This window comes from Streptomyces sp. ADI95-16, assembly GCF_003721495.1.
In the GTDB taxonomy this organism is placed as follows: Bacteria; Actinomycetota; Actinomycetes; order Streptomycetales; family Streptomycetaceae; genus Streptomyces; species Streptomyces goshikiensis.
Genome location: NZ_CP033581.1, coordinates 879,110 through 892,106 on the forward strand (window position 1 = coordinate 879,110; position 12,997 = coordinate 892,106).

The 12,997-nt window shown below is 75.2% G+C and carries 7 protein-coding genes; 5 read left to right on the forward strand and 2 right to left on the reverse strand.

Going from position 1 to position 12,997, the window contains the following annotated elements; all coding sequences use genetic code 11:
* Positions 1 to 2 precede the first annotated feature (2 nt).
* Complete coding sequence (locus EES41_RS04170) at positions 3 to 1,415, reverse strand: family 2B encapsulin nanocompartment shell protein (protein ID WP_123075752.1); 1,413 nt, start codon at positions 1,413 to 1,415, stop codon at positions 3 to 5.
* 545 nt (positions 1,416 to 1,960) lie between these two features.
* Here EES41_RS04170 and EES41_RS04175 point away from each other — a divergent pair.
* The 5 genes from EES41_RS04175 (at position 1,961) to EES41_RS04195 (ending at position 9,589) form a co-directional block, all read left to right on the forward strand.
* Positions 1,961 to 2,884 (forward strand): cyclase family protein, encoded by a 924-nt coding sequence (locus EES41_RS04175; RefSeq protein WP_123075754.1) that lies wholly within the window; start codon positions 1,961 to 1,963, stop codon positions 2,882 to 2,884.
* A gap of 67 nt (positions 2,885 to 2,951) precedes the next feature.
* The gene (locus tag EES41_RS04180; RefSeq protein ID WP_123075756.1) at positions 2,952 to 5,654 is read left to right on the forward strand and encodes a SpoIIE family protein phosphatase; all 2,703 of its coding nucleotides are present in this window, start codon (positions 2,952 to 2,954) and stop codon (positions 5,652 to 5,654) included.
* 151 nt (positions 5,655 to 5,805) lie between these two features.
* The gene (locus EES41_RS04185; protein ID WP_123075758.1) at positions 5,806 to 7,374 is read left to right on the forward strand and encodes a sugar ABC transporter ATP-binding protein; all 1,569 of its coding nucleotides are present in this window, start codon (positions 5,806 to 5,808) and stop codon (positions 7,372 to 7,374) included.
* Positions 7,371 to 8,387 carry an ABC transporter permease gene (locus EES41_RS04190; RefSeq protein ID WP_123075760.1) on the forward strand — a complete coding sequence of 339 codons (1,017 nt, stop codon included), beginning with the start codon at positions 7,371 to 7,373 and terminating at the stop codon, positions 8,385 to 8,387. The genes EES41_RS04185 and EES41_RS04190 overlap by 4 nt, the downstream gene beginning before the upstream one ends.
* A gap of 59 nt (positions 8,388 to 8,446) precedes the next feature.
* Positions 8,447 to 9,589 (forward strand): substrate-binding domain-containing protein, encoded by a 1,143-nt coding sequence (locus EES41_RS04195; RefSeq protein WP_123075762.1) that lies wholly within the window; start codon positions 8,447 to 8,449, stop codon positions 9,587 to 9,589.
* Positions 9,590 to 9,869: 280 nt separating this feature from the next.
* On the opposite strand, the gene EES41_RS04200 is transcribed toward EES41_RS04195, so the two are convergent.
* Positions 9,870 to 12,911, reverse strand: a complete 3,042-nt coding sequence (locus tag EES41_RS04200) for a LuxR family transcriptional regulator (RefSeq protein ID WP_123075764.1) — start codon at positions 12,909 to 12,911, stop codon at positions 9,870 to 9,872.
* Positions 12,912 to 12,997: the final 86 nt, after the last annotated feature.

Below are 12,997 nucleotides of genomic sequence, written 5' to 3' on the forward strand. Positions count from 1 at the left end.
GGTCAGTCGTTCCTGCGGGCGATCTGGACGTTCTCCAGCACACCGAGCGCGTCGGGCACCAGGATCGCCGCGGAGAAGTAGGTGGTGACCAGGTAGGAGATGATCGAGCGCTCGTCGATGCCCATGAAGCGCACCGACAGGCCCGGCTCGTACTCCTCCGGCAGACCGGTCTGGTGCAGGCCGATGACGCCCTGGTTGTCCTCGCCGGTACGCATGACGAGGATCGAGCTGGTGTTCTCCTTGCTGATGGGGATCTTGTTGCAGGGCAGGATCGGGACCCCGCGCCAGGCCGGTACCTGCTGCCCGCCGAGGTCGACGTGGTCCGGGTAGAGGCCGCGGGCGTTGAACTCGCGCCCGATCGCCGCGATGGTCCGGGGGTGGGCGAGGAAGAGCTTGGAGCCGCGGCGGCGGCAGAGCAGTTCGTCGAGGTCGTCCGGGGTGGGCGGGCCGGAGTGCGTCTGGATCCGCTGCTTGAAGGCGGCGTTGTGGAGCAGACCGAACTCCCGGTTGTTGATCAGCTCGTGCTCCTGGCGCTCGCGCAGCGCCTCGACGGTGAGCCTGAGCTGCTCCTCGGTCTGGTTCATCGGCTCGTTGTAGAGGTCGGCGACCCTCGTGTGCACCCGCAGCACGGTCTGCGCGATGGAGAGTTCGTACTCGCGCGGGTTGAGCTCGTAGTCGACGAAGGTGCCGGGCAGTTCGGGTTCGCCGCTGTGGCCGGCCGACACGGCGATCTCGGCCTCGCCGTGCTTGTTCTGCCGCTGGTGCGGGAGCGAGCCGAACCGCTGGACGTGGGCGTGCAGGTGGGGCGCCGAGGAGAGCACCGCGTCGAAGTCGGCGCGGGAGAGGGTGAGCAGGGTGCCGGCGGTGGCGGCGGTGGCGGTGTAGTCCCACGTCCCGGCGCCGTCCAGGAGGGCGTGGTCCCCGAACCGGTCGCCGTCCGCGAGCACGCCGACGGCGACCTCGTCGCCGTACTTGCCTACGGCGGTCTGGTTGATCCGGCCGTGGGCGATCAGGTGGATCTCGCCTGCGGGGGCGCCTCGCTCGACCAGCACCTCACCGGCGCGGAAGTCGCGCTGGACGCACCGGCCCGCGAGCGCGGTCAGCACCTCCACGTCGTCGAAACCGCGCAGCATGGCGAGTTCGCCGAGCTCGCGGGGGATCACCCGGACGTGGGCGCCGTCCTGGACGAACTCGATGCGGCCGTCGCCGACGGTGTAGGTCAGCCTGCGGTTCACCCGGTAGGCGCCGCCCTTGGTCTCGACCCAGGGGAGCATCCTCAGCAGCCAGCGGGAGGTGATCTCCTGCATCTGCGGGGCGGACTTGGTCGTGGTGGCGAGGTTGCGGGCGGCCGCCGTACCCAGGCTGGTCTGCCGGGGCGGCTCCAGCCGCGCCTCCGGGCTGGTGTCCACGGTCATCGGGCGGGCTCTCCTTCGTGAGGCGGCGGTCGGCGCACGCGCGCGGCGGCCGGTGGAAGAAAAAAGAGGGTGAATATGCGGGTAATCCGTCCAGATTCGGGAGCACACTAGCCCCGGGCGCACCGCGACGACTCCCGAAAGGCGTTCGGATTACCTCGATGCGATGATCTTGACCCGCGGGGTGTTTGGAGATCGCCACGGCGGTATCCGGCCGGGTCGAACAGCCTCGTTCGGCCTGATCCTGACGCAACCTCGGAGGACCGGCCCGCCGGGGGGCGGCACACCGGCCCGTCCACGGCCCGTTCCCGGCCCGTCCACGGCCGGTACCCATCCCGGGGGCCCTTCCGGCGGGCCCCGCGTCGGCGCGGACCGGCCAGGGCGGCCGGTTTCCTTCGCACACCGCGCGGTGCTCCCGTCCGGCACCCCCGTGGCCCGTGAGGCGTAGCGCCGGGGCGGGTGGGCAGGGGCCTCCCGTGCGGGCGCCCCGGCGCCGGCCCCCCGCCCCGCCCCGGGCGGGGCCCCGAGCGTTGGAGCGCTGAGTTCGGATGAGCGGCAGTCCCGCGGTCTCCCGTCAGGAGTTCGACGCGATCTTCGCCGCGGTCCGTACGTGGGGCAGCTGGTCCCCGGCCGACCGCGGCGCCTGGAACCGGGTCACCCCCGACCACGTACGGAGGGCGACGGCCCTGGTCCGGTCCGGGACGGCGGTCCCGCTGGGGCTGCCCTGGGACACCCGGGCCGGCCCGGACAACGACAGGCCCGCCCTGCACCACATGACGGACCTCGGTGACGTGGAGGCCCCGGAACCCGCCACCTACAAGGACTTCATCGCCGCCGATTTCCACGGCAAGGCCGTGAGCCACCTGGACGCCCTGGCACACGTCGCCTACGGGGGACGGCTCTACGACGGGCGGACGGCCCGCGAGGCCGTCGACGCCTCGGGCGCGCGTTTCGGCTCGGTGGCGGCGCTCGGCCCCCTCGTCACCAAGGGCGTGCTCCTGGACCTGCCGGCCGTCCTCGGGGTCGACTGGCTGGAGCCCGGGCACCCGGTCCACGCGCGGGACGTGGCCGCCGCGGAACGGGCCCTGGGGGTGACGGTCGACGACGGCTGCGCGGTGCTGCTGCGCTCCGGCCGCTTCCGCAGGCGCCGGGAACTCGGCCCCTGGGACGTCGGCGCCGCGAGCGCGGGCCTGCACGTGGACGCCGTGCCCCTGCTCGCCGGGCGTGCGATCGCCCTGCTGGGCGGCGACGGGGACAGCGATCTGCGGCCCTCGCCCGTCGAGGGCGTGCACTCCCCCGTCCACGCCCTCGCCGTGGCCGCCATGGGGGTGCCGCTGCTGGACAACCTGGACCTGGAGGCGCTATCCGCCGCCTGCGCCGGGGCGGGGCGCTACGAGTTCATGATCGTCGTGTCGCCGCTCAACGTGCCCGGCGGGACGGGTTCGCCCGTCAATCCGGTCGCGATCCTCTGATAAGAACAAAATGGGGAGGAATATACTCGAAAGGCACTCGAAGGGGCTCGGCGAGGGGATGATGCGCATGGGAGCGACGGGAGAGCAGATCGGCCCCGCACGCTCCCGTGAGCGGTTCCTCGGGGGCGAGGCGCTCACGGGCGGGGTGCGAAGCCCGATCATGAACTCCTGGCTGCGCTGCCAGTCGCTGGGGCTCTCACCGGACCAGACCGAGCTCCCCTACCGGGACGACTTCGATCCGGACAGCCGGCTCGTCCGCGCGGCGGCCCCGGTGCTCGACCAGCTGGCGTCCCGGTTCTCGGGCAGCCCGATGAACGTGGCCCTCGCCGACGCGGCCGGAACGGTGCTGGAGCGGCGCTTCGGGGAAGCGGGCCTGGCCCGCACCCTCCCGCCCATCCAGAGCGTGCCCGGCTTCGTCTTCGCCGAACGGGTCGCGGGGACCAACGGCATCGGCCTCGCCCTCGCCGAACGGCGGCTCGTCCAGGTCTACGGGGCGGAGCACTTCGCCCAGCGCTCCCAGTCGAGCGCCTGCTCCGCGACCCCGATCCGCGACCAGCTGAGCGGGGACATCGTCGGCGTGCTGTGCTTCGGGTACCCGCACAGCTACCAGGACCCCGCCCTGGCCGCCCTGGTCCGACGGGCCGCCGAGACCGTCGAGCGGCGGCTGATGGAGCAGCGGTCGGCCCGGGAGCTCGCGCTGCTGCGGACGTACCTCGACGCCGGCCACCTCGCCCACGGCGGCGCGGACACCGGGAACGGGCATCTGATCACACTGGCCGAGCTCGGTGACAGCGGGTTCGGCCGGGGCGATCAGCTGATCCTCAAGGAGAAGGCGACCGAGCTCATCTGCTCGACCCAGCGGGCCGCGGTGGAGGTGGCCCTGCCGCACGGGCGGGGGGTCACCCTGATGAGCCGCCCGGTCACGAGCCGCTCCGGGGTGGAGGGCGTCGTCGTCGAGGCCGTGCTCACCGGCGAGGCGTCCGCGGCCCGGCACGAAGGGCCCGCGAACCACGTGGCCGGCCCCACGCCCGCGAACCACGTCGCCGGCCCCACCCGGGGACTGGTGCTGGTGGGCGAGCCGGAAGTGGGCAAGTACGCCGTCGCGGCGCGGCGCCGGCTGGAGCTGCTGGCCGAGGCCAGCACCCGCATCGGCACCACCCTGGACGTGACCCGCACCGCCCGGGAGCTCGCCGAGATGGCGGTGCCGCGCCTGGCGGACTACGTCACCATCGACGTGCCCGAGGCCGTGCTGCGCGGTGAGGAGTCCGCCCATCCGGGGACCGAGCTGCACCGCGCGGTGGTCCACGGCGTCCGCGACGACTGCCCCTTCTATCCCGCGGGGCGGCGGGTGGAGCTCCGCGCCGGTACCCCCCACATGCGGTGCCTGGACAGCGGGCAGGAGGTGCTGGAACCCGATCTGAGCGCCGCCGTCGGCTGGATCGACCAGGAGCCCGAACACGCGCGCCGGATCCTCGACCGCGGCGTGCACTCCCTCGTCTGCGTCCCGCTGCTGGCCCGCGGCGTCCTGCTGGGGATCGCGAGCTTCTACCGGTCGCAGGACCCCGCGCCCTACGGGGACGACGACAGCCGGCTGGCCCGGGAGCTCGCCGCCCGCGCCGCCCTCTGCATCGACAACGCCCGCCGGTACACCCGCGAGCACACCCTGGCCCTGGCCCTGCAGCGGAGCCTGCTGCCGCACGGCATGCCCGAGCAGGGCGCCGTGGAGGTCGCGCACCGCTACCTGCCCGCCGAATCCGGGGTGGGCGGCGACTGGTTCGACGTCATCCCGCTCTCCGGCGCCCGTGTCGCGCTGCTCGTGGGGGACGTCGTCGGACACGGGCTGCACGCCGCCGCCACCATGGGCCGGCTGCGCACCGCCGCGCGCAACTTCGCCGAGCTGGAACTCGCCCCCGACGAGCTCCTCACCCACCTGGACAACCTCCTGGTGCGCCTGGACCGGGAGGAGGGGGGCGAGAACGACGCCGGCAGCACCGGGATCGTCGGCGCCACCTGCCTCTACGCCGTCTACGACCCCACCTCGCGGCTGTGCACGATGGCCCGCGCCGGGCACCCCCCGCCCGCACTGGTCCACCCCGACGGCGGTGTGGTCTTCCCCGAGCTGCCCGCCGGTCCCCCGCTGGGCCTGGGCGGTCTGCCCTTCGAGACCGCCGAGATCCGGCTCACCGAGGGCAGCACGCTGGTCCTCTACACCGACGGGCTCATCGAGGGCCGCCATCGCGACCTCGACGTCACCCTCGACCGGCTCAGCCGCGCCCTGGCCCACCGCGGCCGTACGCCGGAGGACACCTGCCGGGCGGTCATCGACGCCGTGGCGCCGGACCACCCGGAGGACGACATCGCGCTGCTCGTCGCCCGGACCCGTACGCTGCCCGCCGACCGGGTGGCCAGCTGGGACGTGCCCGCCGACCCGGCCGAGGTCTCCGGGGTCCGCGCGGCCGCCACCCGCCGGCTGGCCGACTGGGGGCTGGAGGAGCAGGCGTTCGCCGCGGAGCTGATGCTCAGCGAGCTGGTCACGAACGCGGTCCGCTACGGCACCGAGCCCATCCAGGTGCGCCTGATCCTCGACCGCACCCTGATCTGCGAGGTCTCCGACGGCAGCAGCACCGCCCCGCACCTGCGGCGGGCGGCCACCACGGAGGAGGGCGGGCGCGGCCTGTTCCTCGTCGCGCAGCTCGCCCACGCCTGGGGCACCCGCTACACCCCCCACGGCAAGGTCATCTGGGCCGAGTGCGCCCTGGACGCGGCCTGACCGGCGCGGCGCGCCCCGTACGGCGGTCCTGCCGGCCACCGGAGACACAGACCGCCACATATCGCCCATATCCCCATGGTCACCAGTAGCATCACCGGTGTTCCCCCTCGCTTCAGGCAGTCCCTCCCCACAGGCGGCCCCGGAGAAGTCCGTGCATGACACTCCCGTCACCTCGCCGAGCCCGCCCCCGCGCCCCGGCGCGGAACTCCTCGTCCGGATACGCGGCCTCGGCAAGCGGTTCGGCGGCACCGTCGCCCTGGACGGGGTCGACCTCGACGTCCACGGGGGCAGCGTCCTCGCCCTCCTCGGCCCCAACGGAGCCGGGAAGTCCACCCTCATCAAGGTGCTCGCCGGGGTCCATCACGCCGACGAGGGCGAGGTCACCGTGGCCGGGCACCCGCTCGGCTCCGAGGCGGCCCACCGCGCCATGTCCTTCATCCACCAGGACCTCGGCCTCGTCGAGTGGATGACCGTCGCCGAGAACATCGCCCTCGGGACCGGCTACCCGCGCCGCGGCGGCCTGATCTCCTGGCGCCGGACCCGGCGCCGCTGCGACGAGGCGCTGCGGATCGTCGCCGGACACCTCGACGCCGACGCCCGGATCGCCGACCTCGCCCCCGCCGAACGCTCCCTGGTCGCCATCGCCCGCGCCCTGGCGAGACGGGCGCGGCTCTTCGTGCTGGACGAGCCGACCGCCACGCTCCCCGCCGCGGACTGCGCCCGGCTCTTCGACGTCCTGCACGCCCTGCGGGACCGGGGGCACGGCATCCTCTACGTCAGCCACCGCCTCGACGAGGTGTACGAGGTCGCCGACACCTTCGCCGTCCTGCGCGACGGGCGGATCGTCAGCCACGGCCCCCTCGCCCCGTACGGCCCGGAGCGCCTGGTGCGCGACATCGTGGGCCACGAACCGGCGCCCCGCCCGCCGGCGGCCGCTCCCGTGTCCGGCGCCGGGCCCGCGCGCCGCCCGCCCGTGCTGAGCCTCGACGGCGTGCGGACCGCGCGCACCGGCCCCGTCAGTCTGGACCTGCGCGAAGGCGAGGTCCTCGCCATGGTGGGGCTGACCGGAGCCGGCCACGCGCACCTGGGCCGCGCCCTCGCCGGCGCGCTGCCGCTCCTCGGCGGGCGGGCGCTGCTCGACGGCCGTCCGTACCGCCCGGGCACGGTCGCCGCCGCCCTCGGCCGCGGCGTCGGTTTCGTGGCCGCCAACCGGCAGGAGGAGGGCTGCGCCGCGGAACTGACCGTTCGGGAGAACTTCCTGGCCAATCCCCGGGCGGCGGGGGTGCCTGCGTGGCACTGGCTGCGGCCGCGCCAGGAGCGCGCCGAGGCCGCCGACCTGATCGAGCGGTTCTCGGTGCTCCCCCGCGACAGCGAGGTGCCGATCGCCACCCTGTCCGGCGGCAACCAGCAGAAGGTCATGCTCGGCCGCGCGCTCCGGGGCGAGCCGCGCCTGCTGATCCTCGAAGAGCCGACGGCCGGCGTGGACGTCGGCGCCAAGGCCTCGATCCACCGGCTCCTCGACGAGGCGCTCGCCGCGGGCCTGGCCGTCCTGCTCGTCTCCACCGATTTCGAGGAGGTCGCCGACGTGTGCCACCGCGCGCTCGTGTTCGGGCGCGGAACCGTGGTGGCCGAGCTGGCCGGCGCGGACCTGAGCGTCACCGAACTCACCCGCACCGCCTCGGCCCTGCCCCCGGTCACCGGAAGCGCCGAGAGCCGGTGAGCCCTCCTTCCTCGCGTCGGTCCCTGCCGGGTCAGCGGCCGGGGCACGGCCACTTCATCGGCACGTACGGCCTGTTGGCCCTCACCGTCCTGCTCTTCCTGCTCTTCTCCGTCGCGCTGCCCGACACCTTCCCCACGCGGGAGAACGTCTCCTCGATCCTCTCCAACCAGTCCATCCCGGCCGTTCTGGCGCTCGGGGCCACGATCACCGTCGCGAGCGGCAAGTTCGACCTGTCCATCGGGTACGGCCTGGGCCTCGCGCACGTGCTGGTGCTGTACCTCATCGTCGAGGAGGGCTGGCCCTGGCCGCTCGCCTGCCTCGCCGTCGTCCTCGGCGGCACCCTCGCCGGCGCCGTGAACGGCGTCATCGTCGAATTCGCCCGCATCGACTCCTTCATCGCGACGCTCGGCACCGGCAGCATGATGTACGCCGTCACCGGCTGGATCACCGACGGGGGCCGCATCGTCCCGGGCCCGGAGGGCCTTCCCGCCGACTTCACCGGGATCTACGACGCCGCCTTCCTCGGCCTGCCGGTCCCCGCCTTCTACGTCCTCGGCCTCGTGATCGTGCTGTGGGTGGTGCTGGAGCGGCTGCCGTTCGGCCGGTACCTGTACGTCATCGGCTCCAACCCCCGCGCCGCCGAGATCATCGGCATCCCCACCCACCGGTACTGCGTCTACGCCTTCGCCGCGTCGAGCACGGTCGTCGGCTTCGCCGGTGTGCTGCTCGCGGCGCAGCAGCAGATCGGCAACCCGAGCGTGGGGCTGGACTACCTGCTGCCCGCGTTCGTCGGCGCCCTGCTCGGCGCCACCGCGATCAAGCCGGGCCGGGCCAACGCCCTGGGCACCCTGGTGGCGGTGGCCGTGCTCGCCGTCGGCCTCGCCGGGATCGGCCAGCTCGGCGCCCAGTTCTGGGCCACCCCGCTGTTCAACGGCGCCACCCTGCTCCTCGCGGTCGGGCTGGCCGGCTACTCCGCCCGCCGGCGGCTGCGGGCCGACGCAGCCGCCCCGTAGCCCGGTAGCCCGGTAGCCCGGTAGGACACCTCGCAGCGCACACCAGCCTCAGGAGCACCGTGGACCCGAACCGCAAGACCTCCCTCGCGGCCGCAGCCCTGCTGGCGGTGGCCGCCACCGCCCTCGCGGGCTGTGGGAGCGGCCCGTCGGACACCGGCGGCCCCTCCCCGGCCGGCGCGGGCTGCCCGGCCGTCCTCCAGGCGGCGCGGGCGGCCGTCGAGCGGGCCGAGCGCGCCGTCACCCCGTGGAACGGCCCCACCACCGGCCCCGCGGCGGTCCCCGGAAAATCCCTGGTCTACGTCGCGCAGACCATGACCAACCCGGGCGTCGCCGGGGTCGCGAACGCCGTCCGGGAGGCGGCGCGGACCATCGGCTGGACGGTCCGGGTGATCGACGGGCAGGGCACCCCGGCCGGCATCCAGGCGGCGCTCAGCCAGGCCGTCACCCTCAAGCCCTCGGGCATCGTCATCGGCGGCTTCGATCCCCGGCTGACCTCGCGGCAGGTGGCGCGGGCCGGGGCCGAGGGCATCCCGCTCGTCGGCTGGCACGCGCTCAGCTCTCCCGGCCCGAGCACGAGTCCCCGGCTGTTCACCAACGTCACCACGAGGGTGGAGGAGGTGGCGAAGGCCGCCGCGGACTGGGTCATCGCCGGGTCCGGGGGGCACGCCGGAGTCGTCGTCTTCACCGACGACTCGATCCCGTTCGCCGAAACCAAGTCCCGGCTGATCGAGGAGCGGCTGGCCGCCTGCCCCGGCGTGCGGCTCCTGGCGCAGGCGAACATCCCGATTCCGGACGCGAGCCGGCGCACCCCCCAGGAGGTCTCCTCGCTCCTGTCCCGCTTCCCGAAGGACTGGACGTACTCCGTCGCCATCAACGACCTGTACTTCGACGACGCCGCCCCGGCCTTCCGCGCCGCCGGAAAGCCGGGCGCCGGGCCGCCGCTCAACATCGGCGCCGGCGACGGCGACCCCTCCGCGTTCCGGCGCGTCAACAGCGAGCGGTTCCAGGCCGCCACCGTCCCGGAGCCGCTCGCGCAGCAGGGCTGGCAGATCGTCGACGAGTTCAACCGCGCCTTCGCCGGCCGGCCCGCCAGCGGCTACGTCGCACCCGTGCACATCTCCACCGCCGCCAACAGCGCCGGAGCCTCCTCCTGGGATCCCCAGGGGTACCGGGAGGCGTACGAGAAGATCTGGCAGGGCTGACGGGAGGGGCGGCACGGAACGGGGCGCGGCCGGCCCGGCGGGCGACCACCACCATTCTCCCGCGCGCCCGGCGGGCCCGGTGTGGGGGGCACGGACGGGAATTGTGCGGGGCCACCGCCCATGTGCGGGCGGCCCGGATGGCGTTGAGTCGGGCATGCCGATCGGCCGGCACGGACCCCACGTCAGCCGCGCGTCCCGCGCACGCCCTCCGAGGCACCACGGGGACGAGGACCTCGACGACCGTTTCGACCGGGTGGTCACCTTGGCGGGGGCGGCCGCCCTAGGAGGTGAGGTCGTGGGCGGAGTCGGCGAAGGCGGTCCGGTTCGGGTGGCCGGTTTTCCTCAGGAGGTTCGCGACGTGTTTCTCGACGGTGCGCAGCGAGATGTGCAGCCGGGCGGCGATGTCCTTGTTGCTGGTGCGTACGGCGACCAGCCGGGCGACCTCGAACTCGCGGGCGGTGATGCCGTACCGGCGCAGTGCGGGCGGCACCTGCTCCGTCCCGGTGCGCCGTTGCCGGACGGACGCGCCCATGCCGCGCAGCAGGGCCCGGCAGGCGCCGGCGGCCGCCCGGAGGCCGGCGCCGTGGAAGTACTCCTCCGCCTCGCGGAGCCAGTCGACGGGCTCGCCCCAGCCGTCCTCGTACGCAGCCCGCGCCACCAGGCGCAAGCACAGCCGGCGCGCCATGGGGTAGAGCTCGGCCGCCTCCAGGGCCTTGCCCGCGACGGCCGTCGCCTCCTCGGGCCGGCCCTCGCGGCCGAGCAGCACGGCGTGCGCCAGGCCGGCGAACTGGTGGTTCCAGCGGGTGCCGCCGGCGCTGGCCCGCGCGGCGGCGGCGAGGTGGCGCCGGCCCATGCGTCCGTCCAGTACGCCGAGCAGCAGGATGACGCCGTGTCTGCCGAAGTCGCCGGCCGCGGGGTTCTCGGCGTCGTGGGCGAGGGCCTGCGCGAACTCCTGGCGGGCCTCGTCGTGTCGCTCCTCCAGCAGCGAGCAGAACGCCCGGGCCAGCCCGTACGACAGCGCCCGGGCGGTGGGCTCGGCGTCGAGGAGCGGGGTGAGCCGTTCCAGCGCCTCCCGCATCTCGGGGCGCCGGCCCTGGTGGGCGCAGCGTACGGCCTCGGCGAGCCGCAGCGCGGCCAGGGGCCGGCCGAGCCCCAGGCGTGCCGCGTCGGCGGCGGCGTCGTGGATCAGGTCCCGGGCCTCCTCGAACGCGCAGCGCCGGATCCGGTCCAGCGCGAGGACGAGGCCGGCTTCGTGCGCGAGGGGGAGCAGGCCCATGCGCAGGGCCTCCCGGCGGGCCCGCTCGACGCGGGTCGGCCGGTCGTCGTGGCTCGCCGCGACCGTGGCCAGCTCCACCTCGGCACGGACGCGCAGGACGGGAAGGTGCCGCGCGAGGGCGATCGCGCGGGCCCGGCTGAAGTGGGCCACCGCCGCCGGTTCGTCCTGTTCCCGCTCCAGCCGGCCGAGCAGCAGCAGGGCTCGGCCGGCCACGTCGGGGAGGCGGGCGCGCTGGGCGCCGTCCACCGCCCGGCGGGCGAGCGCGGCGGCGGTGGCCAGCCGGTCGGGGGCCACCCGGCTCAGCTCGACGTGCGCCGCGGCGAGGTCCACCACGGGGGTGTGGGCCTCGGACGGGTGACCGTCGAGCAGCCGGCGGGCGGTGTCCAGGTGGGCGCGGGCCCGCGCGGGTCGCCCCCGCAAGGTGGCGATCTCGCTGAGCCGGGCGTGCAGCCCGGCCCGCCGCCGGGCCGGGAGGTGGTGGGCGGCGCCGCACTCGTCGCCGCCACCGTCGCCACCGCCGCCGCCGTCGCCGTCGCCGTCGCCTCCGCCGCCTCCGCCTCCGTCGCCGTCGCCGTCGCCCTCGTCCGGGCCGGGGTGCGCCGGTACCCGGTCGAGGCGCCCCGAGCAGGCGACGGCGTCGAGCAGGCGCTCCAGCAGCGTGGCGTGCGCTTCGGGGCTGGTGGTGCCGGGTTCGACGAGGCGGTGGGCTAGGGTCAGCAGCTCCAGCGCCCGTTCCACCGCGCCCTCGTTCATCTCCCGCCGCGCCGCCTCGCCGTACAGCCGGACGGCCTCGCGGGCGTCGCCGGCGTGCTCGTACAGCCGGGCGGCCGGTGCGCACCACGCGCCGGGCAGCCCGGGGTGCAGGGCCGTGAGGGCGCGCACCGCCCGCCGCGCGTACCCGGCCCGCTCCCCCGGTCCGAGGTCGTCCAGCAGCGCCTCGGCCGCCAGCCGGTAGCGGAAGGCGTACCACTGGGTGCCCGGCCGGGTGCCTGGCCCGTCGGGGGTGATCAGGTACGAGGCGACGGCGGCGCGCAGGACCGCGGACAGCTCGCCGTGGTCGCGGCCGAGGGCCCGCTCCAGCACCGGCAGGGGGAAGCGCCGGCCGAACAGGGCGGCCATGCCGAGGAGTTCCGCGCCGAGCGGGCCGAGCCCCGCGGCCTGGCGCCGGACGGTGTCCGCGACGCCGGCGGGGACGGGGGGCGCCCCCGGGCCTCGGCGGCCCGCGTGTCCGGTGAGGTCGTGGACGAGTTCCTTGACCACGAACGGGATTCCGGCGGAGCCGGCCACCGCCCGCCGGAGGAGCTCGGGGCAGACCTCTCCGGGGGCGATGCCCAGCTCGGCCGCGACGAGCAGGCGCACCTCGGGGTGGTCGAGGGGCCCGAGGTCGAGCGCGGTCGCGGCGCCGCGCTGGCGTGCCCGGGCGGCGAGTTCGGCGGCCGCGCCGCAGGCCCGCCCCGCGATGAGCAGGAGCGCGGCCGGTTGTTGCCCGATGTTGTCGAGGAGGTATTCGAGGACCGCCAGGGTCCCGGCGTCGGCGTCGTGCAGATCGTCGAGGACGAGCAGGCAGCCGCGGCTCTCTCCGACGGCGCCGAGCAGGCGCAGCACCGTCTCGCCGACCATGACGTGCGAGGCGGCGGTGGCCGGGTCCCGGTCGTCGCCGAGCAGCCGGGCCAGGACCGGGCCGTGGTGGCCCAGCGCGTCCGGGCCGGGGAGCAGGCCGGTGCGGGCCAGCAGGAACAGCGCTTCGACCAGGGGCCGGTAGGGGACGGGCGAGCCCACCGCGCTGGCCCTCCCCCTCGCCGTGGCCATGCCCGCCGCCGCGGCCGCGGCGAGGGCCTCGGCGGCGAGGCGGGTCTTGCCGACGCCGGGCTCGCCGGTGACGAAGAGCGCTCCGCCCCGCCCGGCCCGGGCGGCGGTCAGCGCGGCCGTGATCCTGCCCATCTCGGCCGCGCGGCCGATGAGTTGCGCCGGTCCGGTCCGCAGGCCCTCGTGCGGGCCCGCGGCGCCGCGGTCGTCGTGCGGTAGGGCAGGCCATGATTCGAACACCGGAACGTCCCCTCCCCGGCGGGCCTTCCGAGACGCCGCCGGGGATGACGATAGGAAGGGGGCGGGTACCGTCTGAAGCCGTCCGT